This is a genomic window from Cupriavidus agavae (assembly GCF_004217045.1).
Taxonomy (GTDB): domain Bacteria; phylum Pseudomonadota; class Gammaproteobacteria; order Burkholderiales; family Burkholderiaceae; genus Cupriavidus; species Cupriavidus agavae.
In genome coordinates this window covers 117,237-140,976 of sequence record NZ_SGXM01000011.1, presented here as the reverse complement: position 1 = coordinate 140,976, position 23,740 = coordinate 117,237, and the positions used below count along the sequence as shown (strand labels likewise).

Below are 23,740 nucleotides of genomic sequence, written 5' to 3'. Positions count from 1 at the left end.
AGAACAGGAACCGACATGACCCAACAAAAGGAATGGCCGCTGTGGGAAGTCTTCGTCCGCAGCAAGCAGGGCCTGGAACACAAGCACTGCGGCAGCCTGCACGCCACCGACGCCGAGCAGGCGCTGCACATGGCGCGCGATGTCTACACGCGCCGGCAGGAAGGGGTTTCGATCTGGGTGGTGCCGTCGTCGGCCATTACCGCGAGCGCGCCGGCCGAGAAGGCCGAACTGTTCGACCCGGCGGCGGACAAGATCTACCGCCACCCCACGTTCTACCAGCTGCCCGACGAAGTGAACCACATGTAAGGGCTGCGCCATGACCACGAACCCCACCCGGCAACCGCTCCCCGCGCCGCTGCAATACGTGCTGCGGCTGGCCGACAACGCCCTGATCCTCGGCCAGCGCAACGCCGAATGGTGCGGCCACGGCCCGGCGCTCGAAGAAGACATCGCGCTGGCCAATATCAGCCTGGACCTGATCGGCCAGGCCCGGCTGCTCTACGCCCATGCCGGCGCGCTCGAAGGCCGGCTGACCGGCCGGGTGCGCCACGAGGACGACTACGCCTACTGGCGCAGCGAGCCCGAATTCCGCAACTGGACGCTCCAGGAACTGCCGCACCACGGCCCGCTGGCCGGCACGGCGCGCGCCGACCGCGACTACGCGGTGACGATCATGCGCAACTTCCTGTACAGCGCGCTGATGGCCGAACTGTGGCCGGCGCTGGCAGCCAGCAGCGACTCCGAACTGGCCGCCATTGCCGCCAAGTCCGCCAAGGAAGTGCGCTACCACCTGCACCACGCCGCCGACTGGGTGGTGCGGCTCGGCGATGGCACCGCGGCCTCGCACCAGCGCATGCAGCAGGCGCTGGACCATCTGCTGCCTTACATGAACGAGTGCTTCGCCGACGATGCCGTGGAGCAGGAGGCCGCCGCGCTGGGCGTGGGCGTGCTGACCTCCGCCCTGCGCGACGCCTGGGAAGCCACGGTTGCCGCCACGCTCGACGAAGCCACGCTGCGGCGTCCGGCGCCCTCGGGCTTCGTGTCCACGGGCAAGCACGGCGTGCATTCCGAGCACATGAGCTACCTGCTGGCCGAGTTGCAGAGCCTGGCGCGCGCGCACCCCGGCGCGCAGTGGTAGCAGGAGACCGCCCATGCCCGCGCTGATGCCCACCTCGCCGTTCGCGCCCGGTTTCGCGCCGACGACCGCCCCGGAATCTTCCGCCGCGCGCCTGGCCCATGCCTGGGCGGCGCTCGAAGCCGTGCCGGACCCCGAGATTCCGGTAGTGTCGATCCGCGACCTCGGCATCCTGCGCGACGTGGCGCTGGCCGGCGATGGCATGACGATCGAGGCGACCATCACCCCCACCTACTCGGGGTGTCCGGCGATGGGCCAGATCGAGGAAGACGTGGGCCGCGCGCTGGACGCCGCCGGGCTGGCGCCGTGGCGCGTGCGTACCGTGCTGGCCCCGGCCTGGACCACCGACTGGATCACCGAGGCCGGCCGCGCCAGCCTGCGCGCCTTCGGCATCGCGCCGCCGGGCCGGTGCGGCAGCGCGGCGCCACGCGCCGACAACGTCCGGCCGCTGCGCTTCGTGCCGCGCGCCCCCGCCTCGGCGGAAGTGGCGTGCCCGCGCTGCGGCAGCGTCCACACGCAGGAGCTGGCGCGCTTCGCCTCCACGGCCTGCAAGGCGCTCTACCGCTGCCTGGACTGCCGCGAACCGTTCGACTACTTCAAACCCTACTGACCTTCGGACTCCCGCCGGCCATGACTCCACACTTCCATCCGCTGCGCGTGGCGCAGGTTCGCCCGGAAACCGCCGACACGGTTTCCATCGCCTTCGAAGTGCCCGCCGAACTGCGCGACGCCTACCGTTTCACGCAAGGTCAGTTCCTGACGCTGAAGGCGCCGGTCGATGGCCAGGACGTGCGGCGCTCGTACTCGATCTGCTGCGGGGTGCAGGATTACGATGCGCGCGGCGAGCTGCGCGTGGCGGTGAAGCTGGTCGATGACGGGGTCTTCTCGACCTGGCTGCACGACAACGCCGCACCCGGCCAGACGCTCGACGTCATGACGCCGGACGGCCGCTTCCACGTGCCGCTCGACGCCGGCGCGGCGCGCCACTACGTGGCCTTCGCCGCGGGCAGCGGCATCACGCCGGTGCTGTCGCTGATCCGCACCACGCTTGCCACCGAGCCAAACAGCCGTTTCACGCTGATCTACGGCAACCGGAGCGTCGATGCGATCATCTTCTCCGAGGCGCTCGAAGATCTGAAGAATCAGTACCTGTCGCGCTTCACGCTCTACCACGTGCTGTCGCGCCAGCCCCAGGAGGTGGATCTGCTCCATGGCCGGCTGGATCGCGCCCGCGTCAGCGCCTTCCTGGAGACGCTGCTGCCCGTGGACGATATCGACGCCGCGTTCGTCTGCGGCCCGGCTTCGATGATCGACGAGGTGGAAGACGCCCTCAGGGCCGCCGGGCTCGATCCGCACAAGATCCACGCCGAGCGCTTCGGCGTGCCGCTGGCCCAGCCCCGGCGCGCGCCCGCCGCCCAGGACGCCGTCACCGATGCCAACTCGGCCGAACTCGTCATCGTGCTCGACGGCAAGCAGCACAAGATGCGCCTGCCGCTGGCCGACGCCAACGTGCTCGACACCGCGCTCTCGGCCGGTCTCGACCTGCCGTATGCCTGCAAGGGCGGGGTCTGCTGCACCTGCCGCGCCAAGGTGCTCGAAGGCAAGGTGGAAATGGAGAAGAACTACACGCTGGAGCCATGGGAGATGGAAAAGGGCTTCGTGCTGACCTGCCAGGCGCGGGCGCTGACGCCGCGCGTGGTGGTCAGCTACGACGAGCGCTGAGCGCTGGCAGCGGGCCGGGCCGCATCGGGGGTAAGCGCGCATATCGGACAGGCACCGATGCCCGGCGCAGCGCGCGCCGTGATTACAATGGCGGAACACGCAGCCTCAGGCCGCGCACCCGTCGCATCCCTATACAATCACGGTCATGCAATATATCCATGTCGTCAACGGCGATGTCGCGGGCACGACGCTGCGCCAGGCCCTGGCCCAGGCGGCCCGCCCCGATCCGGTGGTCGTCCTGCGCGACGATCTCGCCGTGGGGCCGATCGCCGATATCGACAGCACGGGCCTGGTCCGCTCCGGCTTCTGGCAGCGCGTGGCGCCCCATTCCGACATCGATTTCGGCGCCGAGATGCGCCAGGCGCTCGACCAGCTCCAGCAACTGCGCCGCGACGACATGGAAGTGGCGATCTGGCACGGCCAGAGCGCATCTGACCAGCTGATGCTGCGCCGGGTGGTCTTCCACCTGTACCAGGCGCCCCAGCGGATCAACGAGGTGGCGATGGACCTGCGCGAGCTGGAGACCCCCGCGCACGGCAGCCTGACCGCCATCGGCATGTACCCCGCCGCCCGCCTGGCACGCCGCTTCTCGACCATCGCGCCGGTCTCGGTGCTGCGCCTGGGCCGCCTGGGGTACGAATGGCAGCAGAACGTCAAGGAAAACGCCGACGTGCGGCTGTGGAAGGGCAACACGCTGGTACCGGCGGCCTACCACAACGTGGATGACGTGATCCTGGAGCGCGCCCCCGCCGACTGGACCCCCGCCGCGCAGACCGTCACCGCCGTCATGGGCGCGATCGAAGGCTTGCTGGCCAGCGACTGGTTCGTCTTCTGGCGCTGCCGCGAACTGGTCAGCAACGGCCAGCTGCAGCTGCGCGGCAACCCGGAAAGCCTGGATTCCTGCGAACTCCGCCGCAACCCCCTCATGGCCAGCGCCGAGTAACCCGATCAAGACCGGCGGACCGGTCCGACCCTCCGCCCCCTGAACCTCTATGGCCCGAACCAAAGCGCCCGACTTCGAGGCGCAACGCGAACAGATCCTCGACCTGGCGGCAGCCGCCTTCGCCGCCACGAGCTATCCGAGCACCTCGATGGCCGACCTGGCCGCCGCCTGCGGCACCTCCAAGGCGCGTCTCTACCACTATTACGAGAGCAAGGAAGCCATCCTGTTCGACCTGCTCGACCGCTACACCGACCAGCTGATGCGGATCGTGGCCGAGGTCGAGGCTGACGGCGCCCGCCAGGGCCGTACCCCGCGCGGGACCTTCGGCCACCTGCTGCGCGCCTTCCTGGCCGAGTACGAGACCTCGCAAACCCGCCATATCGCGCTGATCAACGACGTGAAGTTCCTGGCCGACGAGCAGCGCGACCAGATCCTGAAGCGCGAGCGCGACGTGGTGGCGGCCTTCGCCCGCCTGCTGCGGCTGGCCTTCCCCGAGCGCGTGACCGCCGAGAACCAGACCGCGCTGACCATGACCGTCTTCGGCATGATCAACTGGACCTTCACCTGGCTCAAGCCGGGCGGCAAGCTGTCATACGCCCAGTTCGCCGAGATGGTGGTGGACCTGCTCGAAAACGGCCTGACAGGGGCGGCGGCGCCCCTCCCCCGCTAGGACCACTCCGCTTCCTCGCGCTTCTTGCGCTGCTCGCGGTCCTGGCGGAACATTTCCTCCAGCTCGTCGCGCGCCTGCCGGGCCAGCGACACCAGCTTCTTCTGGTCCTTGTAGTACGGATAGAAGCGGTCGATGGCTTCGATGTTGTGCCGCCGGAAGCGCAGCGCCACGCCGCGCGCCTCCACCGGGTCGAAGCCCAGCCCCTCCAGCACCCGGCGGCCCAGCATCAGCGAGCCCTCGAACATCTCGCGCTCGTACGTCTCCACGCCCCGGTCCTTGAGCTGGTAGACGTGCGAGACATGCTTGGCGCGCGTGTAGATCGCCAGTTCGGGCCAGCGATGGCGCACCTTGTCGATCAGCGCCAGGTTGTCGTCGATATCCTCGATGCAGACGATCAGGATGCGCGCCTCGGCGGCGCCGGCCGCTTCGAGCAGGTCCAGCCGCGTGGCATCGCCATAGAAGATCTTGAAGCCGTACTGGCGCAGGAACTCGATCTGGTCCGGATCGTGGTCGAGCACGGTCACGCCCACGCCCTGGGCGTACAGCAGCCGCCCGATGATCTGCCCGAAGCGTCCGAAGCCGGCAATGATCACAGGATTGTGATGATTAGTGATCTCGTCGTCGGGCCGCTGCGCCATGGCGTTCAGGCGTGGCGCCAGCAGGCGGTCGAACGCCAGCAACAGCAGCGGCGTGACCACCATCGACAGCGCCACGATCAGCACCAGCAGGGCCTCGGTCTCGCGCGGCAGCAGGCCCACGGTGCGGGCCTCGGCGAACACCACGAAGCCGAACTCGCCGCCCTGCGAGATCAGCAGGCCGAACAGCAGCCACTGCCCGCGCCCTACCCCGAAGCGGCGCGCCAGCAGCGTCAGCACCAGCGTCTTGATGACCACGAATGCGGCCACGAACCCCAGCACCTTGGCCGGCGACTGCGCCAGGATGCCGAAGTCGATCGACATGCCCACGGCCATGAAGAACAGCCCCAGCAGCAGCCCCTTGAAGGGCTCGATGTCGGCTTCCAGCGCATGGCGGTATTCCGAATCGGCCAGCAGCACGCCGGCCACGAAGGTGCCGAGCGCCATCGACAGCCCCACGGCGTCCATCATCAGCGCGATGCCCACCACCAGCAGCAGCGAGAACGCGGTGAACATCTCGCGCATGCCGGTCCGGGCGATGACGCGCAGCGCCGGCCGCACCAGGTAGCGCCCGCCCACCACCACGGCGCCGATCACCGCCACGGCCTTGGCGGCCGTCTGCCAGTTCTCGGGACCATGGGCCGTGGCCCCGGCACCGTCGGCCGCCAGCAGCGGCAGCAACGCGATCATCGGAATCGCGGCGATATCCTGGAATAGCAGAATTCCGAAGCTGGCGGCCCCGGCACCGGTCTGCATCAGGTTGCGCTCGGCCAGCGTGGCGAACGCGATGGCCGTGGACGACAGCGCCAGGCCCAGCCCGGCCACCAGCGCAATCTGCCAGGTGGCGCCGAAGGCCACCGCCACCAGCCCGATGGCCAGCGCGCACAGCACCATCTGGGCGGAGCCGTAGCCGAAGATCGACTGGCGCAGCGCCTTGAGCTTGCGCGGCTCCAGCTCCAGTCCGATCACGAACATCATCAGCACGACGCCGAATTCGGAGAAATGCAGGATCGATTCGACGTTGGTCACCAGCCGCAACGCGAACGGGCCGATGGCTGCCCCGGCGATCAGGTAGCCGAGCACCGAGCCCAGCTGGAAGCGTCGCGCGATCGGCACGGCCACCACGGCGGCCACCAGGAAGACCAGCAGCGCTATCAGGAAATCGTGCTGGTTCATGCGCCCTCCCCCGTCTGCTCGGTCTCGGGCCAGTCCTGGGTTTCAGGCGGCAGCGGCGGCGGCGCCAGATGGCGGGCCACGTGCTCGATATGGAGCGCCACGGCGTCGGGGTCGGCGCGGTCGGCGTCATGAAGGACCACCGGCGGCAGCCACGACATGCCGCACAGCAGCGCGGTCTGTTCGAGCGGCAGCAGGAAATCGCCGATCGGATGGCCGTGCACGCCGTCCGGGCCGTAGGCATCGGCATGCCCGCCCGTGCTGACCACGGCCAGCATCGACTTGCCGCGCAGCGCCGTGCCGCCCGGGCCGTACGCCCAGCCGTGTTCCAGCACCTCGTCGAGCCACAGTTTCATCAGCGCCGGCACGCTGTACCAGCGCACCGGAAACTGCAGCACCACGGTTTCGGCGGTCGCAAGCAACCGCTGCTCGGCCACGACGTCGATGTCGTAGTCCACATAACGCTTGTACAGCTCGCGCACCTCGACGTGCGGCAGCTCGGCCAGCGCCTCGGCCAGCGGGTGGTTGACGCGGGAACGTCGCGGCGCGGGATGCGCATAGATCACAACAATTGGCGGCTCGTCCATAAGGGGCTGGTTGTTCTACAACTGTGCGGCGTTGCAGCAGATCAACAGAATGGTCTGGCGCATGTCGGCGGCCGACACGGCAAACCCTTGATTTTGCAACGATTTCGGAAAAGTCGCCGAAGCGGCCTCCCAAGGGGTTGCGCACGAAACCTTACGCGGGCCTGACAAATCCACTACAATACTTTTCGCATTGCAGCAACCTAGTGTTTGCCCGAACCCTGCATTTTGCATCACAAATGCGAGGCGCTTGGTTGCCTTTCGGGAAACAGACTGGGCAGAAACGCCTGCATTGCCTTGTTTATATCGATCCGAAGAAGGAAATCCAAGTGAACCCGCTCGAACTGAGCAAGGCCGTCGGAGCCGTCACCGACGAAGATCTGCGCCGCGCAGCCGAAGCGAGCAAGCCATCCCATCGCCACACCACGCTGGTGCGCGAACTGGCGGCCCATCATCGCTCGCGCCTGCTCAAGCATTTTCTCGCCCTGGGCGAGGAGGATCGCCTGCTCCGTTTCGGCCAGTCGGTGGGTGACCACGTGATCGAGGCGTACGTCGACAGCATCGACTTCGACCATGACAGCGTATTCGGCGTGTATGACGAGCATCTGGAACTGGTGGGCGTCGGACACTTCGCCAACCTGCGCGACAACGCCCAGGGCCGCGTGGCCGAGTTCGGCGTGTCGGTGTCGAAGAGCGCCCGCGGGCGCGGCATCGGCAGCGCGCTGTTCCAGCGGGCCGCCATGCACGGCCGCAATACGAACGTGCGCACGCTGTACATGCACTGTCTGTCGCGCAACGCCGCGATGATGCACATCGCCAAGAAGGCCGGCATGAAGGTGCAGTTCGCCTATGGCGAGGCAGATGCCTACCTGGAACTGACGCCCGCCGATACGGTGAGCCGCCTGACCGAGGTCATCGACGAGCAGGTGGCCGACCTCGACTACGTCGTGCGCCGCAACCTCCGCGACGTCCGCCGCTTCGGCCTGCGCTTCTGGCGCTCGCTGGTGCCGCACAAGGGCACGGCCTGACCGACCTTCCGGCTACTGCCGACCGCCAACGGCCAACTGCCAACACAAACGGCGCACCGCATTGGTGCGCCGTTGTTGTTTCCACGGTCAGCAATCAGTTGCCGCCGGCCACCGGCAGCGCCGTGGTGTCCTTGATCGATTCCAGCGCAAAGCTCGACCGCACGTCGATAACCGACGGGTGGGCCAGCAACTGCTCCTGCATGAAGCGCGCAAAGTGTTCCATGTCCTCGACATAGACCTTGAGCAGCAAGTCCATCTCGCCGGTCATGGCGTGGCAGGCGGCCACCTCGGGCCAGGTCTGGATGGCGGCGCGGAACAGGTCCAGCGGCGCCTTGCCCTTGGGCGTGCCGCCCTGCTTCTCCAGGCGCACATTGATATACGCCAGCAGGCCCAGGCCGATCTTGTTCGGCTCCAGCAGTGCGGCGTACTGCCGTATGACGCCAATTTCCTCAAGCCGGCGGATACGGCGCAGGCACGGGCTTGGCGACAGATTCACGCGCTCGGCCACTTCGAGGTTCGTCAGTCTCCCGTTGGTCTGCAGGACCTCCAGAATCTTCCGGTCGATCTTGTCCAGCTCCACCTTGCTCACGTTTTGTTGCTCCGCAATATGTTTGTCGGCAATTTTTTTGCGCAAATTTAGCAAGTCGGGCACAAGTCCGCAATTTATTTCACGCCGGCATCTATGTTGAACGCCTTTGCGGCCCGCGTATGCATCACGTTGCAGCAGGCAAGCCTGGTGCCAGCCAATGAAAAACGCGGCCCGGAGGCCGCGCGGGGACTACATCAGCCGAGTGGCTTAACCGCCGCTCGAAGAGGGCGCGGCCGGGGCCGAAGCACCGCCCGGTGCGCGATGGTGCGGACGATCCTTCCGCTCCTTGCGCATCTTCTCCATGTCCGACTGGACCTCGGCCATGGTCACCTTGCCGTCACGATTGGCGTCGAGCCGGTCGAAGCGACTGGCCATGCGCGGGAACGCGGCCTTGAACTCGTCGCGCGTCAGGGCGCCGTCGTTGTTCTTGTCGGCGGCCTTGAACTTCTGTTCGAAGTGGGCCTTCATCTCGGCACGGTGTTGCTCGAACATGGCCTTGCGGTGCGCGGCCATCTCCTGCTTGTCGAGCTTGCCGTCGCGGTTGGTGTCGATCTTGTTGAACAGCGCGTCGGCCTCGGCCTTCGAGATCGCGCCGTCACCGTCGGTATCGATCGACTTCATCATCATCATGCCGCCATGCCGACCGCCGGGGCCACCCATGCGGTGGTGATGGTCCGGACCACCCTGCGGCGCTGCCTGCGGGGCCGGCGCGGCGGGGGTCGTCGTGGGGGCCGCGGTGGTCTGCGCCATGGCGGCGCCTGCGGTCAGGAACACGGCCGAGGCCGCGATAAAGCTCTTGAAGATCTGCGTCTTGTGATTCCGTTGCATGTCTGTGCTCCTTTTCATCACACGTTGTGCGTGTATGGATTAGAACGCAGACATCCACCGCAAGTTGGCACTTTTAATACGATGTTACGGGCCTCACAGAATCGACTCGCGCCGTAAACAGCCGCAAGACAGTCAAATATTGCGCAACACGTTGAAACCGTCGCTGCGCTGCTCCGGCCTAGTTGGGAGCGCCCTCGCCACCCTGCATTTGCGGGGCCACCTGCTGCATGGGCTGCTGCACGCCCGGCGGCACGTTCTGCGGGAAGCCCTGCGGCGTGGGCGGGACGCTGGCGGCCGGCGGCGGTGCGGCCTGTGCCGGGGCGGGCATCGGCGTGGAGAGCGGCGCGGCCGCGCCGGCCGGCGGGGTCGCGGCAAGGTTGCCCGGACGGCCAACGCTGACCGAATTTTGCAGCGGCAGCGCGATTTCCTGGCGCACGCCGTTGCGCTCGATCACCACCTTGCGGCCATGGATCTCGGTCAATTTGATCTGGGAAGACAGCAAGGCGCCTGCGCGCACGGCCTTGGGCGGTCCGCCGTCGATCGACAGGATTGCCGCCGCCGGCCCCACGCCATCGAGGTCGGCCACGACGCCGATCACCTGGATGTCGCGCACACCCGCCTGCGCGCTGCCGCCGAACAACGTGGCCACGGCACCGGTTTCCACGGCCTCGGTCTGGGCGATCCGCGCGGTCTTCGGCACGGGAATCGTGCGCATGGCGCTGAACGCCAGCACCCAGTGCGTGACCAGCGCGCACAGTGCGGCAAACAGCGCCAGGCCCGCGAGGCGCGGCAGCCAGGCGGCGGAGAGATCGAAACGGAAAGCGGGCCGGGTCAGGGTTGGCACGGGCAGGGTCGCCAGGCGGCGGAAAAAAGGACCGCCTAGCGTACCAGACAGATACGACGGTTGTCTGTCAGAGTCGTCAACCGTCGGCGCCGTGGCTCAGAGCAGGTCGTCGAGCAGGTCGGGACCGAACACCTCGCGGTGGATGTGGCCCACCGGCACGCCGGCGGCGATCAGCGCGTGTCGCTGCGCCTGCATGAAGCCGAGCGGGCCGCACAGGTAGAAACGCGCGTCCTGGAAGCCCGACGTCTGCTCGGCCTGCAGCAGCGCGCCAATCGGCATGGTGCCGGCGTGGTCGTAGTCGTGGCCGGTGCGGTCGGTGGCAGCCGGCTGCTCGTAGCTGACATGGGTACGCAGGTTCGGCATCCGTTCGCGCGCCCAGACCACGTCGTCACGGTGTGCGTGATGGCCGCCATGGCGCGCCGCGTGGGCAAACAGCACGTGGCGATGCGGATTCTCGCGGGCCAGCGTGCGCAGCACCGACACCATCGGCGTCACGCCGATCCCGGCCGACATCAGCACGATCGGGCGGCGGTCGTCGAGCGTCGGCGCGAAATCGCCCCAGGGGGTGCTGACGTGCAGGGTCGTGTCGACATGGGCGTTGTCGTGGAGCCAGTTCGATACCGCGCCCGCCGGCGTCTCGGCGTTGCCTTCCTCGCGCTTGACCGAGATGCGCCACGTGGGCAGGCCGCGCTCGCCCGACAGCGAGTACTGGCGCAGTTGGCGGGTGCCGTCGCCGAGCCGCGCTTCCACGCTGATGTACTGGCCCGGCTTGAAGTCGCGCAGCGCGGCGCCATCGGCGGCGGCCAGCGTCAGCGCCACCACGTGCTCGCTTTCCTGTTCGCGGCTGACCACGCGCACGCGCAGCAGCTGGCCGGCGGCCACGCCGGCGCGGTCGTACAGCCGGGCCTCGGCGGCAATCAGCTCCCCGGCCAGCAGCCAGTACGCCTCGTCCCAGGCGGCCAGCAGCGGCGGCGTGGCGGCGTCGCCCAGCACGGCGGCAATGGCTTCGATCAGGTACTTGCCCACGATCGGGTAGTGCGCCGGCGTCAGGCCCACGGCCACGTGCTTGTGGACGATGCGCTCGACCACGGGCGCCAGCACATCGGCCCGGTCCATATTGGCGGCATAGGCAAACACGGCCGAGGCCAGCGACTGCTGCTGCGAGCCGTTGGCCTGGTTGCCCATGTTGAAAAGACTCTTGAGTTCGGGGCGCGCCGCGAACATCTCGCGGTAGAAGTGCGTCGTGATGGCAAGACCGTGTTCGCGCAGCACGGGGACGCTGGCATCGATGTAGGGGCGGGAAGCAGCGGACAACATCAGCAAAACTCCTTTTATATGCATTTGACATGCATGTTTTTGGGCACAACAAAGCCGGCGGCGGACCGCGTCCGGGGTGACTCCCGGGCGTCAGGCTGCGCGCCGGCTCAGAAAATCCCGATGCAGCGTGATGATCGATTCAGCGGTACTGCCGTTCACCTCGCCCAGTGTCACACCGTCGAGCGCGCTGTAGAATGCTTCCTCGGCGGCGTCCAGCGCGTGCTTCAGGCGGCAGTTGCCGCGCAGCACGCACGGCGGGCTGCCGCAGTCGACGATGGCCTTGCGGCCTTCCAGTTCACGCAGGATGGTGCCGATCGACAGCTTCTCGGCATCCGGACCCAGCTGCAGCCCGCCATTGCGGCCGCGCGTCGCCGTGATCCAGCCCAGCTTCGACAGCCGCGCCGCCACCTTGACCAGGTGGTTGTGCGAAATGTCGAACTGCTGGCCGACTTCGGCGATCGTGATGGGACGGCTACCATCCGCGCGCGATACGTACATCAGCATGCGCAGGGCGTAGTCGGAGAATCGGGTCAGTTGCATCGTGATGCGAATCATAGAATTGATGCATCTCAAATGCAAGTTTTAAGTTGCAGTTGCAGATTGGTACACAAAATCGGGACCACCGCCGGCCCGCCACACCAAACCGTCATGCCGCGGGCGTTATACTCTTCGGCCATACTCGGACTCAAGACCACAGACACGATGCGCAGAAACACCCACCGGACCGAAACCCGTCGCCGCGCCCGCGGCTTCACGCTGATCGAAATCATGGTGGTGATCGTGATCCTTGGGGTGCTGGCCGCACTGGTCGTGCCCAAGATCATGAGCCGTCCCGACGAGGCCCGTATCGTCGCGGCCCGCCAGGACATCTCGTCGATCATGCAGGCCCTCAAGCTGTACCGCCTCGACAATGGCCGCTACCCGACCACCGAACAGGGCGTGTCGGCGCTGGTCAGCAAGCCCACCACCGAGCCCGTGCCCAACAACTGGAAGGGCGGCGGCTATCTGGAAAAGCTGCCCAAGGACCCGTGGGGCAACCCGTACCAGTACCTGAACCCGGGCGTGCGCGGCGAGATCGACGTATTCAGCTTCGGCGCCGACGGCCAGGCCGGCGGCAGCGCGAACGACGCCGATATCGGCAACTGGGAATAAGCCCCTCCCCTCTCATGTATCCGGCGACGCCGCGCGGCATGGCCGCCCTTTCCCCGCGTCGCCGGCACGCCGGCTTCACGCTGCTTGAACTGCTGGTGGTCATGGTGATCGCCGGCATCGTCATTTCTTTAGTGGCCGTCAACGCCACGCCCAACGACCGCGGCCGCGTACTCGACGATGGACAGCGGATCGCCCGCCTGTTCGAACTCGCCCAGGAAGATGCCCAGCTTGGCGCCCGGCCGATTGCCTGGGAAGGCAATGCCTCGGGATGGCGTTTTCTTGAATCCACGCCGCAGGGCTGGGTGCCGATGCGCGCCGACGTGTTTGCGCCGGGCCAGTGGCGCCTGGCGCTGGACGGCGCCGTGGTGACGCAGGGCGGGCGCCAGTTCGGCAATGGCCCGGTCCGGCTCGTGTTTGGCCGCGAGCTGATTGACGAACCGCAAAGGCTGGTGCTCACGCGCGGCGACATCCGCATCGATGTCACCGGCGACGGCAGCGGCCGCTACGTGGCCACGTCCACCCCATGACCCTGGCCTTCCGCAAATCTGCCGCCCGTGGCTTCACGCTGATCGAGGTGCTGGTGGCGCTGACCATCCTGGCCGTCGCGCTGACCGCCGCCATGCGCGCGATGGGGTCGATGACCGAGTCGAGCCGCGCGCTGCAGCAGCGCATGCTGGCCGAGTTCAGCGCCGAGAACCACCTGGCCACGCTGCGGCTGTCGAAAACCTGGCCCGAGCCGGGCTCGCGCGGTTACGAGTGCCCGCAGGGCGGCGTGCCGCTGTACTGCGAAGAGACGATCTCGGGCACCCCCAACCCGTCGTTCCGGCGCGTGGAAATCGCGGTCTACCCCTCGGGGACCGACAGGTCGGTGCGGCTGGCATGGCTGGTCACGCTGATTCCCAACGAGACGCGCAATGTGCTCTGACCGACTCCGCAGCCGGCGCGGCCGCCGTGGCACCCGTGGCTTCACCCTGCTGGAAATGCTGGTCGCCATCACGCTGCTGGCCGTGATGGCGGTGATTGGCTGGCGCGCGCTGGATTCGCTGACGCGCAGCCGCGAGCGCCTGACCGACCACGACGCGCGCCTCGACGCCCTGAAAGTGCTCTACGGCCAGTTCCAGTCCGATTGCGAGCATCTGGCCAAGCCGGCCCAGCTCGACACGAGCCCCGTGGAGATCAGCCCGAACCAGTTGCTGCTGGTGCGCGACCGCCGCGACGCCGGACAGGCGCCCACGTGGCAAGTGGTGGCCTACCGGCTCGACGGCAACACCGTCGTCCGCGCCGCCAGCCGCCCGGCCAGCACGCGCAACGAGGTGCAGAACGCGATCCTCAACCTGCGGCAGGCCAACAGCCCGGGCGCCCAGCTTCGCCCGCTGCTGGCCGATACCGACCAGCTTTCGGCGCGCGCGTGGGTGGAGCCCGTGGGCTGGCTGGTGGAGACAGGCCGGGTACGCACCGCGTTGCGCCAGGCCAGCGGGGCAGCCAGCGCCGTGGCGGCGGTCGCGGCCGGTGCCAGCGATGCAGACGCGGGCTCCGGCGAAGCCGGCACCTTCTCGAACACGGTCGGCATCCGCGCCATCGAACTGAACGTCTTTGCCCGCATGGGCGACGGCGACGCCTCGCGCCAGTTCCAGAAGGTCTGCATGACCGGCATGTCATGACACAGCGCAGCCCTTCGCGCCGGCAGTCCGGCGCCGCCGTGGTGACTGCCCTGCTGATGGTCACGCTGGCCGTGGTGGTGGTGTCCGGCCTGCTCTGGCGCCAGCAGGTGCAGATCCGCTCGATCGAAAATCAGCGGCTGATGGCGCAGGCCGAATGGATCGAGCGCGCCGCGGTGGACTGGTCGCGGCTGATCCTGCGCGACGACCAGCGCCGCTCGCAGGTCGACTACCTTGGCGAGCCGTGGTCGGTGCCGGTGGCCGAGACGCGCCTGTCAGACTTCCTCGGCGCCGGCGTCAGTACCGACCAGGCCGGCGAGACCTCGTTCGTCTCGGGCCGCATCCTCGACGCCCAGGCGCGCTTCAACCTGACCAACCTCTATCTCTGGCAGGCCGAGAACGGCGCGCGCGTGGCCAATGTGGACCCGGTTTCGCTGCTGGCCTTCCAGCGCCTGCTTCAAACGCTCGGCATGAATGCGGCGCTGGCGGGGCCCACGGCACAGTATTTCCTGCGCGCCGCCAGGGGCGTGTCCCCGGACGGCCAGCCCGTGCCGCGCCCGCCCGACAGCGTGGAAGACCTGCTGGCCATCCCCGGCTACAACCCGCAAATGGTGGCGATGCTGGAGCCGTTCGTGACCGTGCTGCCCGAGCGTACCAAGGTCAACGCCAACACCGCCGACGCCGAAGTGCTCTCGGCCGTGATCGACAAGCTGCCGCTGGACCGCGCCCGCGAACTGGTACGCCAGCGCGACCGCGCCTATTTCAACAATACCGGGGACGTGACCAAGCAGTTGCAGTCGGTGGCGCCGCAGGCATCGAACGCCACCGACGCGCTCGATGTGCGCACCCACTACTTCCTGATCTACGGGCTGGTGCGCCACGACCGGGCGCGGCGGCTCAAGGTATCGCTGGTGTTCCGCGCCGATGTGCTCGGCAGCGGCAACACCACCCGTATCATCTGGGTGCGCGACGCCGATGCCATGCCCGAACAGCGCTGACCCCGCGATACCCCCGGCAGCCAGCCGTTTCTGCCCCAGGGCATGTAGGAACCCACCTTCCCAAAAATCAGTGGAGACACTATTGACGCACGTTGGTCATACGGGCAAGGTATGCTGCTGCGCCAGCCCGGCCCGCTGCGGCAAGCCGCGGTTGCGCTACCCACTTCGCCAGCCGGCTGTTCCCGATGAACTGACGGCCGACGGGCCTTTCCACGGCCGCCAGCGCGAAAATCGTCCATTGAATACAGGGAAATCTTGAGTACCACGCTCTACGTCCGCCTGCCGCACCGGCCGCATGACCAGCCGCAACCGTGGCAGTTTGGCGCGATGCCTTTTGCGCTGGTACGTGCCACGGCCGGCGACAAAAGCCGGCGGACCGGCCTGCCTCAGGCTCCCGAGCTGTTGCGCGAAGGCCACGCCCTGCCCGCGGAAATGCCGGCTGCGGACCGCCTGGTACTGATCGTCGCCGCCGGCGATGTGCTGTTGACGGCGGCCATGGTGCCGCCGCTGCCTCCGGCCCGGCTGCGCCTGGCGCTGCCCAATCTGGTCGAGGACATGCTCGCCACCGACGCGGCGCCGTGCCATATCGCACTCGGACCGGCGCTCGACGCCGGCGCCTCGGCCCGGGGCGCGCGCCGCCGGCTGCTGATGGTGACCGACCGCGCCTGGCTGCGCGCCGCGCTCGACCAGTTTGCCGACCACAAGCACCGCCGCCGCAGCGTGCTGCCCGCCCAGCTTTGCCTGCCGCTGGAAGAGGCGGTCGAAACCGATCCGCTGATGCCGGAGACGGCCGCCGTCGAGGCGCCCGCGCTCGAGCCCGTACTGGCGGGTGCCGAAGCGGCCCCCGCGCCGCCGCCGGCCGTCCCGGCTGCGCCGGTCGTACCGGCCACCGCCGACGAATCCTCGCAACCCGCCACGCTGGTCGTGGAAGCCGCTGCCTCGGCGCTGGCCCAGTCGGCCATGCTGCTGGACGCCGCCGCGCCACCGCCCGCCGCCGCCGAATCGGCCCGGCTCTGGCAACTGACCGTGCGCACCGGTCCCTATGACGGCTACGGCCTGCTGCTCAACGACCAGGCACTGGCCGCCTGGCAGATGCTGGCGCCCACCGGCCACTGGCACGGCGACAAGGCCGCGCTGGCCCACGCCCCGGTACCGGCACTGCACGCCCGGCGCGCCACGCCGCGCGCTTCAAGAATTTCCGATGACTGGCGCATCTGGCTGGCCGGTGCGGAAGCGTGCCTGCGCGAGCCCCAGCTGGATCTCGCGCAGTTCGAGTTCGCGCAGGGCCGCATGGACCGCTGGAACCTGCGCGCCTGGCGCGCGCCGGTGCTGCTGGCCGTGGCGCTGCTGCTGGTGCAGATCATCGGCATGAACGTGCAGTGGCTGATGCTGCGCCAGGAGTCGAAGCGGCTCGATGCCGCGCAGATCGACGTGCTGCACACCGCCTTCCCGAATGTGCCGCCCGTGGCCGAGCCGGCGCTTCTGATGCGCCGTCAGATCGAGCAGTTGCGTACCGCCAGCGGCCGCAGCACGCCGAGCGATTTCCTGCCGCTGGCCGATGGCTTCGCCCGCGCCGCGCGCGATCTGGCGCCCGACGCGCTGCTGCAGCTCGACTATCGCGCCGGCACGCTCTACGTGTCGCTGAAGTCGGGCGTCAATACCGCCGCGCTGCGTACCGCCGCGCGGCAAGTGGGTCTGCTGATGGAAGAAGACAAGAGCCCGCCCGACGCGACCGTGCGCGCCGGCGGCGCCCCGACACCGGCCGGTTCGCGCTGGACCGTGAAACAGGAAGCTGCTGCCGGCGGCAAGCCCGAAGGCAGGGCCGGCGCATGACATTCACAAACCGCTCCGCGCGATCCGGCGCCCCGTCGGCGCTGTCGGCGCGCCTGAACCGGCTGCGTCCGCGCGTGCCCGAGGCATGGCGCGAGCGCTTCGACACGTTCTGGAATGCACGCAACCCGCGCGAACAGGCCATCCTGGGCGGCGGCGCCGTGCTGCTGGTGCTGGTGTTCGGCTACCTGATCCTCTGGGAGCCGGCCGCCACCGGGCGCGACCGCCTGCTGCGCAACCTGCCCCAGCAGCGCGCCAGCCTGGCCGAAATGGAAACACTGGCGCAGGAAGCGCGCGGGCTGCAGGCCAGTCCGGCGCCGTCGCTGCGCGGCGATGCCCTGACGCAGGCGCTGCAGGACAGCCTCGGCCAGCACGGCCTGAAGGCCACCCGGCTGGCGACGACCGGCGAGAATGCGGTGCAGGTGCAGCTCGACAAGGCCGCGTTCGGCGCGGTGGCGAGTTGGCTGCAGGACGTACGCGCCCAGCAGCGGCTCAAGGTCACGGACGCGAAGATCAGCTATGTCGGCGCCACGGCGCTGGTCAATGTCACCGCCACCCTGCAGGGTCCCGGCGCCGGCGGCCGCAACTGATGGCACGGTTGGAAGCACTGCGCCTGCCCCGCCGCCAGGCGCGTACCGCACGCGGCTGGCAGCGGCTGCGCTGGGCCCTCGTGGGCCTGGCGGCGGTGATCGTGACCACCGTGGCGTCGCTGCCCGCCACCTGGATGGCCGAGCGCATCGCCACGGAATCGCAGCGCCGCGTGCTGCTGGCCGATGCCTCGGGCACGCTCTGGCGCGGCAGCGCGACGCTGGCGCTCTCGGCCGGCACGGGCAGCCAGACCGCCACGGTGTTGCCGGGGCGGCTCACCTGGGACGTGGCATTCTGGCCGCTGCTGGCCGGCACGCTGCGCGTGGTGGTGAACCAGGACGCCGCGATGGCCGCGCCCGTGGCGTTGGCGGTCACACCAGTCGGCTGGACCGTGCAGTCGGGCAGTATCCGGCTGCCGGCCGCGATGCTCGAAGGCATCGGCGCCCCGTTCAACACGCTGCGGCCCGACGGTGCGATGCGCATCGACTGGTCGGCGCTGCAGGGCCGCTTTGCCGGCAACCAGAAGTCCGGGCACCTGACCGTGCAGCTCGATCAGATGTCCGCCGCCGTCAGCCGTCTGCGCCCGCTGGGCAGTTACCGCGCGGATGTGGACCTGACCGGCGCCGATGGCAAGCTGCAACTTAAGACCCTGAGTGGGCCGCTGTACCTGGAGGGCAGCGGCACGCTCGGCCGCGGGGCACGCTTCGAGGGCACGGCGCGCGCCGATCCCGATGCGCAAACCCAGCTGGCAGGCCTGCTCGGCCTGCTGGGCCGACATGAGAACAACGTGACCAGGCTGCGCTTCTGAGCCCCACGGCAACCAGCCAGCCTAGAACCGACGATGACAACGCAAGCACACCACCCTCTCTTCCGTACCGCCTGCGCACGCGCCACCGCGCTGCTCTGCGGCCTGTCCCTGCTGGCGCCGGCGCCGCTGTGGGCCCAGCAGCCCCAGCAGCAGATCCCGCAGCCCAACGACATCTCGCCGCGCAACCGCGACCAGGTGGTGCTGAACTTCGTCAACGCCGACCTCGAATCGGTGGTCAAGGCGGTGGGCCAGGCCACGGGCAAGAACTTCGTGATCGATCCGCGCGTCAAGGGCACGGTCAACCTGGTCACGGAACAGCCCGTCTCGCGCGCCCAGGCGCTGGAGACGCTGGGCTCGGTGCTGCGGATGCAGGGCTACGCGATGGTCGACTCGAATGGCTTCACCAAGGTGGTGCCCGAGGCCGACGCCAAGCTGCAGGGCTCGCCGACCGTGATCGGCGCCGGCAGCACGCGCGGCGACCAGGTGGTGACGCAGGTGTTCCGGCTGAACTACGAGTCGGCCAACAACCTGGTACCGGTGCTGCGGCCGATGATCGCGCCGAACAACACCATCACGGCCTACCCGGCCAACAACACGCTGGTGATCACCGACTACGCCGACAACCTGCGCCGCCTGGCCCGCATCATCGCGGCCGTGGACGCGCCGGCGTCGGGCGAAGTCGAATTGATCCCGCTCAAGAATGCCGTGGCCAGCGACGCCGCCATCGTGCTGCAGAAGCTGCTGGACCCGTCGGCCGCCGGTGGCGCGGGCGCGGCGCCGGGCGGCGATGCGTCGCTGCGCACCACCGTGGTGGCCGAGCCGCGCAGCAACTCGCTGATGATCCGCGCGTCGAGCCGCGCCCGCGTGCAGCAGGCGCGCCAGCTGATCGAGAAGATCGACCAGCCCTACGCCCGCGCCGGCAACATCTGGGTGGTGCCGCTCAAGAACGCCGACGCCACCAAGCTGGCTGCCACGCTGCGCGCCATCGTGGCCGCCGACAGCAGCTTCACCACCTCGACGCAGGGCGGCCAGGCGGGCGGCATCGCCGGTGGCGTGGGCGCCACGTCGCAGAACACGTCGATGCAGCAGGCCGGCCAGTACACGGGCGGCAGCACCAGCGGCTACGGCCGCAGCGGCAGCGGCGGTTCGTCGAGCTTCGGCGGCGGCGGCTCGAACGCGTTCTCGTCGTCGTTCGCGGTCAACCAGCAGCCCACCACGGGCGGCATCGTCCAGGCCGATCCGTCGACCAACTCGCTGATCATCACCGCCAGCGAGCCGGTCTACCGCAACCTGCGCGGCGTCATTGACGACCTCGACGCGCGCCGGGCCCAGATCTACATCGAGTCGATGATCGTCGAGGTGACGGCCTCGCAGGCCAGCGAACTCGGCATCCAGTGGCAGGGGCTGGTCAACGCCACCGGCAACACCATCGGCTTCGCGGGCACCAACTTCGCCTCGGGCGGGGCCAACATCCTGAACCTGAGCCTGGCCGGCCTGCTGTACAACAACAATGCGTCGGCTGGCATCACGGCGGCGTCGCAGATCGTGCCGGACATCGGCGGCCTGAACGTGGGCGTGCTGAACCGCTCGACGGGCCTCGGCGCGCTGGTGCGTGCCCTGGGCAGCAACGACAGCGTGAACCTGCTGTCCACGCCGAACCTGATCACGCTGGAAAACGAGGAAGCCAAGATCCTGATCGGCCAGAACATTCCGATCACGACCGGTTCGTACGCGCAGACCGGTGGCGCGGCGTCGGTGTCGCCTTTCCAGACCTTCGACCGCAAGGATGTCGGCATCACGCTGCGCGTGCGGCCGCAGATCTCCGAGGGCGGGCTGGTCAAGATGCAGATCTACCAGGAGTCGTCGTCGGTGGTGGCCAACACGATCAACCTGACGTCGGGCCCCACCACCAACGTGCGCTCGATCGAAACCAACGTGCTGGTGGACGACGGCCAGATCATCGTGCTGGGCGGCCTGATCGAGGACAGCTACGGCGACGGCGTGCAGAAGGTGCCGCTGCTGGGCGACATTCCGGTAATCGGCTCGCTGTTCCGCTACGAGAACAAGAACCGCAAGAAGACCAACCTGCTGGTGTTCCTGCGCCCGTATGTGATGCGTACGGCAGCCGCGACCGACCGCCTGACGCAGGACCGCTACGAATACATGCGTGGCCAGCAGCAGGGCTACGTCTCGCCTAACATGCTGGTACGCGACAAGGACACCCCGGTGCTGCCGCCGGCCGATTCTCCGGGCGCGCCGTTCGTCGATCCACGCTACAACGGGCCGATCCAGAGCCCGCTTCCGCTGAGCCCCACGCCGCCGGCCGCGCCGGAGCCGCAGTCCGTGCCGCCTTCGCAACAACCGCAGCAGCTTCAGCCGCCCCGGCCGCTCTCGCTGAACGACGATTCGTTCGCGCAAGCGAAGCGTCCGCAAAGCTGAGTCACACGGCCATGGCTACCGACACCCTCGCCCAGCCCGAAGCACCGCTGGAACCGCCCTCGCCGATGGCGGCGCGGCTCGTCTCGTACGCGTTCTCGCGCGACGCCGGGCTGCTGATCGCGCACCGGCACCCGGACGGACTCGAAGTCTGGGTCAGCCGCAAGACCTCGCCGGCCGCGCTGGCCGAGGTGGCGCGCGTGCATGGCGCGCTGCACCTGCGCGTGCTGGAGCAGCCGGCGCTGGAGGCCGCGATGTCCGACGCCTACAACCGCCAGGACGGCTCGGCGGCGCAGATCGTCGGCGAAGTCGAAGGCGAGGTGGACCTCTCGCGGCTGATGCAGGACATCCCGGCCGTGGAAGACCTGCTCGAATCCGAGGACGACGCGCCAATCATCCGCATGATCAATGCGCTGCTGACGCAGGCGGCGCGCGAGCAGGCGTCCGATATCCACATCGAGCCGTTCGAGTCGGCCTCGGTGGTGCGCTTCCGCGTGGACGGCACGCTGCGCGACGTGGTGCGGCCCAAGAAGGCGCTGCACGGCGCGCTGATCTCGCGGATCAAGATCATGGCGCAGCTCGACATCGCCGAGAAACGCCTGCCGCAGGACGGCCGCATCACGCTGCGCGTGGGTGGACGCCCGGTAGATGTGCGCGTCTCGACACTCCCGACCGGCCACGGCGAACGCGCCGTGCTGCGTCTGCTCGACAAGGAAGCGGGCCGGCTGGACCTCGCCAAGCTCGGCATGGCGCCCGACACGCTGGGCGGCTTCGACCACCTCGTGCGCCAGCCGCACGGCATCGTGCTGGTGACCGGCCCGACCGGCTCGGGCAAGACCACCACGCTCTACGCGGCGCTGTCGCGGCTCGATTCGCACACCACGAACATCATGACCGTGGAAGATCCGATCGAGTACGACCTCGACGGCATCGGCCAGACGCAGGTCAACCCGCGTATCGACATGACGTTCGGCAAGGCCCTGCGCGCAATCCTGCGCCAGGACCCGGACGTGGTCATGATCGGCGAAATCCGCGACCTCGAAACGGCACAGATTGCGGTGCAGGCGTCGCTGACCGGCCACCTGGTGCTGGCCACGCTGCACACCAATGATTCGGCGTCCGCCGTGACGCGCCTGGTGGACATGGGGATCGAGCCGTTCCTGCTGTCGTCGTCGCTGCTCGGCGTGCTGGCGCAGCGGCTGGTACGCCGCCTGTGCCCGCATTGCAAGCGCGAGGAAGTGATCGAAGTGACCGCCGCCGAGGCCGAAGTGCTGCAGGCCGAAGGCAAGCCGCTGCAGCGCGTCTGGCACGCGGTGGGCTGCGACAAGTGCGGCCACTCGGGCTACCAGGGCCGGATGGGCGTCTACGAACTGCTGACCGTGGACAGCGAGATCCAGACCATGATCCACCGCCAGCAGCCCGAATCCGAGATCAAGCAGGTGGCGCTGGGCAAGGGCATGCACACGATGCGCCGCGACGCGCAGCGCTGGATCGACAGCGGCGCCACCTCGCTAGAGGAAGTGCTGCGCGTGACGCGCGACTGAGCGAGGACGCCGCATGCCCGCCTATCGCTACGAAGCCGCCGACGCCACGGGGCGCGCCGATCGGGGCGTCATCGAGGCCGACAGCCCCAAGCAGGCCCGCACGCAACTGCGCGCGCGCGGCCTGACGCCGATTTCCGTCGATCCGCTGGCCGGTGCCGGGCTGGCCAAACGCGGCAGCCAGGGCATGTTCGTCCGGCGGCTGTCCACGCAGGAGCAGGCGCTGTTCACGCGCCAGCTGGCCAGCCTGATCGTGTCGGGCCTGCCTCTGGACGAGGCGCTGGGCGCACTGGCCGACCAGGCCGAGCGCCAGTACGTGCACGAGCTGCTGGCCGGCATCCGCGCCGAGGTCATGGGCGGCAGCTCGCTGTCCGTGGCGCTGGCGCAGCATCCCAAGGATTTTCCGGATATCTACCGTGCGCTGGTGTCGGCCGGCGAGCACTCGGGCCATCTTGGCGTAGTGCTGGAGCGGCTGGCGACCTATATCGAGACGCGCAACACGCTGACCTCGAAGATCCGGCTGGCCTTCACCTACCCGGCCATCGTGACCGTGGTGGCGTTCGCCATCGTGATCTTCCTGCTGTCGTACGTGGTGCCGCAGGTGGTCAGCGTGTTCGCCAACACCAAGCAGAAGCTGCCCACGCTGACCATCGTCATGCTGTGGCTGTCGGATTTCGTGCGGAACTGGTGGTGGGCCGGGCTCGCCGGGCTGGCCGTGATCACGGCCATCATTCGCAGCGTGCTCAAGCAGCCGGACGTGAAACTGTCCTGGCACCGCTGGCTGCTGACCGCGCCGCTGCTCGGCAAGCTGATCCGGGGCTACAACACGGCGCGCTTTGCCAGTACGCTGGCAATCCTGGTGTCGGCCGGGGTGCCGATCCTGCGCAGCCTGCAGGCGGCCGGCGAGACGCTGACGAACGTGGCGCTCAAGGCCAACGTCGACGACGCCACCACGCGGGTGCGCGAAGGCGCGTCGCTGGCCCGCGCGCTGGCCGCGCAGAACCAGTTTCCGCCGGTGCTGGTGCACCTGATCCGGTCCGGGGAAGCCACCGGCAACCTGCCGGTGATGCTGGAACGCGCGGCCACGGGCGAGGGCCAGGAACTGGAGCGCCGGACGCTGTTCCTGACCAGCCTGCTGGAGCCGCTGCTGATCCTGACGATGGGTGTGGTGGTGCTGCTGATCGTGCTGGCGGTGCTGATGCCGATCATCGAGATCAATCAGCTGGTGAGGTGAAGGCGCGGGGGCGGTGGCAGCGCGACG

25 protein-coding genes are annotated in these 23,740 nt (G+C 68.6%); 18 read left to right on the top strand and 7 right to left on the bottom strand.

Annotation, left to right across the window (positions count from 1 at the left end):
• Positions 1-15 precede the first annotated feature (15 nt).
• From paaB to EV147_RS24200, 6 genes are all read left to right on the top strand, one after another.
• Positions 16-306 (top strand): 1,2-phenylacetyl-CoA epoxidase subunit PaaB, encoded by a 291-nt coding sequence (gene paaB / locus EV147_RS24225; RefSeq protein WP_130393768.1) that lies wholly within the window; start codon positions 16-18, stop codon positions 304-306.
• A 10-nt stretch (positions 307-316) separates the two neighbouring features.
• Entirely contained in the window at positions 317-1,138 is an 822-nt protein-coding gene (gene paaC, locus EV147_RS24220) for a 1,2-phenylacetyl-CoA epoxidase subunit PaaC (RefSeq protein ID WP_130393767.1), read from the top strand.
• 13 nt (positions 1,139-1,151) lie between these two features.
• Complete coding sequence (gene paaD / locus EV147_RS24215; RefSeq protein ID WP_130393766.1) at positions 1,152-1,745, top strand: 1,2-phenylacetyl-CoA epoxidase subunit PaaD; 594 nt, start codon at positions 1,152-1,154, stop codon at positions 1,743-1,745.
• A gap of 20 nt (positions 1,746-1,765) precedes the next feature.
• On the top strand, positions 1,766-2,857 hold the full coding sequence (paaE, locus tag EV147_RS24210) for a 1,2-phenylacetyl-CoA epoxidase subunit PaaE (protein ID WP_130393765.1): 1,092 nt from the start codon (positions 1,766-1,768) through the stop codon (positions 2,855-2,857).
• Between the two features lie 145 nt (positions 2,858-3,002).
• Positions 3,003-3,800, top strand: coding sequence for a DUF1835 domain-containing protein (locus EV147_RS24205; protein WP_130393764.1), 798 nt, complete (start codon positions 3,003-3,005; stop codon positions 3,798-3,800).
• Between the two features lie 49 nt (positions 3,801-3,849).
• Positions 3,850-4,470 carry a TetR/AcrR family transcriptional regulator gene (locus tag EV147_RS24200; RefSeq protein WP_130393763.1) on the top strand — a complete coding sequence of 207 codons (621 nt, stop codon included), beginning with the start codon at positions 3,850-3,852 and terminating at the stop codon, positions 4,468-4,470.
• Here EV147_RS24200 and kefC read toward each other — a convergent pair.
• Positions 4,467-6,281, bottom strand: a complete 1,815-nt coding sequence (gene kefC / locus EV147_RS24195) for a glutathione-regulated potassium-efflux system protein KefC (RefSeq protein WP_130393762.1) — start codon at positions 6,279-6,281, stop codon at positions 4,467-4,469. The genes EV147_RS24200 and kefC overlap by 4 nt on opposite strands.
• Positions 6,278-6,865, bottom strand: coding sequence for a glutathione-regulated potassium-efflux system oxidoreductase KefF (gene kefF / locus EV147_RS24190; RefSeq protein WP_130393761.1), 588 nt, complete (start codon positions 6,863-6,865; stop codon positions 6,278-6,280). Before kefF ends, kefC begins: the two co-directional genes overlap by 4 nt.
• Before the next feature lie 326 nt (positions 6,866-7,191).
• Here kefF and EV147_RS24185 point away from each other — a divergent pair, with 326 nt between their 5' ends.
• On the top strand, positions 7,192-7,890 hold the full coding sequence (locus EV147_RS24185; protein ID WP_130393760.1) for a GNAT family N-acetyltransferase: 699 nt from the start codon (positions 7,192-7,194) through the stop codon (positions 7,888-7,890).
• Between the two features lie 94 nt (positions 7,891-7,984).
• On the opposite strand, the gene EV147_RS24180 is transcribed toward EV147_RS24185, so the two are convergent.
• From EV147_RS24180 to EV147_RS24160, 5 genes are all read right to left on the bottom strand, one after another.
• A complete protein-coding gene (locus EV147_RS24180) occupies positions 7,985-8,479 on the bottom strand; it encodes an Lrp/AsnC family transcriptional regulator (RefSeq protein WP_130393759.1) in 495 nt (164 codons plus the stop codon).
• Positions 8,480-8,686: 207 nt separating this feature from the next.
• A complete protein-coding gene (locus EV147_RS24175; protein WP_130393758.1) occupies positions 8,687-9,307 on the bottom strand; it encodes an EF-hand domain-containing protein in 621 nt (206 codons plus the stop codon).
• Positions 9,308-9,485: 178 nt separating this feature from the next.
• On the bottom strand, positions 9,486-10,151 hold the full coding sequence (locus tag EV147_RS24170; protein WP_235844978.1) for a general secretion pathway protein: 666 nt from the start codon (positions 10,149-10,151) through the stop codon (positions 9,486-9,488).
• A gap of 96 nt (positions 10,152-10,247) precedes the next feature.
• Positions 10,248-11,468 (bottom strand): globin domain-containing protein, encoded by a 1,221-nt coding sequence (locus EV147_RS24165; protein ID WP_130393757.1) that lies wholly within the window; start codon positions 11,466-11,468, stop codon positions 10,248-10,250.
• A gap of 90 nt (positions 11,469-11,558) precedes the next feature.
• Positions 11,559-12,008: an RrF2 family transcriptional regulator gene (locus EV147_RS24160; RefSeq protein ID WP_198680351.1), complete on the bottom strand. Its 450-nt coding sequence runs from the start codon at positions 12,006-12,008 to the stop codon at positions 11,559-11,561.
• Positions 12,009-12,170: 162 nt separating this feature from the next.
• Between EV147_RS24160 and gspG the strand changes: the two genes are divergently transcribed.
• The 11 genes from gspG (at position 12,171) to gspF (ending at position 23,713) form a co-directional block, all read left to right on the top strand.
• Positions 12,171-12,620, top strand: a complete 450-nt coding sequence (gene gspG, locus EV147_RS24155) for a type II secretion system major pseudopilin GspG (protein WP_130393755.1) — start codon at positions 12,171-12,173, stop codon at positions 12,618-12,620.
• Between the two features lie 14 nt (positions 12,621-12,634).
• Complete coding sequence (locus EV147_RS24150; protein WP_130393754.1) at positions 12,635-13,147, top strand: prepilin-type N-terminal cleavage/methylation domain-containing protein; 513 nt, start codon at positions 12,635-12,637, stop codon at positions 13,145-13,147.
• Positions 13,144-13,545, top strand: a complete 402-nt coding sequence (gene gspI, locus EV147_RS24145) for a type II secretion system minor pseudopilin GspI (RefSeq protein ID WP_130393753.1) — start codon at positions 13,144-13,146, stop codon at positions 13,543-13,545. The genes EV147_RS24150 and gspI overlap by 4 nt, the downstream gene beginning before the upstream one ends.
• Positions 13,535-14,281, top strand: a complete 747-nt coding sequence (locus tag EV147_RS24140) for a PulJ/GspJ family protein (RefSeq protein WP_130393752.1) — start codon at positions 13,535-13,537, stop codon at positions 14,279-14,281. The genes gspI and EV147_RS24140 overlap by 11 nt, the downstream gene beginning before the upstream one ends.
• Positions 14,278-15,276: a type II secretion system minor pseudopilin GspK gene (gspK, locus tag EV147_RS24135; protein WP_130393751.1), complete on the top strand. Its 999-nt coding sequence runs from the start codon at positions 14,278-14,280 to the stop codon at positions 15,274-15,276. The genes EV147_RS24140 and gspK overlap by 4 nt, the downstream gene beginning before the upstream one ends.
• Before the next feature lie 255 nt (positions 15,277-15,531).
• Positions 15,532-17,109: a type II secretion system protein GspL gene (gene gspL, locus EV147_RS24130; protein ID WP_130393750.1), complete on the top strand. Its 1,578-nt coding sequence runs from the start codon at positions 15,532-15,534 to the stop codon at positions 17,107-17,109.
• On the top strand, positions 17,106-17,696 hold the full coding sequence (locus tag EV147_RS24125) for a type II secretion system protein M (RefSeq protein WP_130393749.1): 591 nt from the start codon (positions 17,106-17,108) through the stop codon (positions 17,694-17,696). Before gspL ends, EV147_RS24125 begins: the two co-directional genes overlap by 4 nt.
• Entirely contained in the window at positions 17,696-18,502 is an 807-nt protein-coding gene (gspN, locus tag EV147_RS24120; protein ID WP_130393748.1) for a type II secretion system protein N, read from the top strand. The genes EV147_RS24125 and gspN overlap by 1 nt, the downstream gene beginning before the upstream one ends.
• A gap of 33 nt (positions 18,503-18,535) precedes the next feature.
• Positions 18,536-20,941, top strand: a complete 2,406-nt coding sequence (gene gspD, locus EV147_RS24115) for a type II secretion system secretin GspD (protein ID WP_130393747.1) — start codon at positions 18,536-18,538, stop codon at positions 20,939-20,941.
• Between the two features lie 11 nt (positions 20,942-20,952).
• Complete coding sequence (gspE, locus tag EV147_RS24110; RefSeq protein WP_328591161.1) at positions 20,953-22,482, top strand: type II secretion system ATPase GspE; 1,530 nt, start codon at positions 20,953-20,955, stop codon at positions 22,480-22,482.
• A gap of 13 nt (positions 22,483-22,495) precedes the next feature.
• Positions 22,496-23,713, top strand: a complete 1,218-nt coding sequence (gspF, locus tag EV147_RS24105; RefSeq protein WP_130393746.1) for a type II secretion system inner membrane protein GspF — start codon at positions 22,496-22,498, stop codon at positions 23,711-23,713.
• Positions 23,714-23,740: the final 27 nt, after the last annotated feature.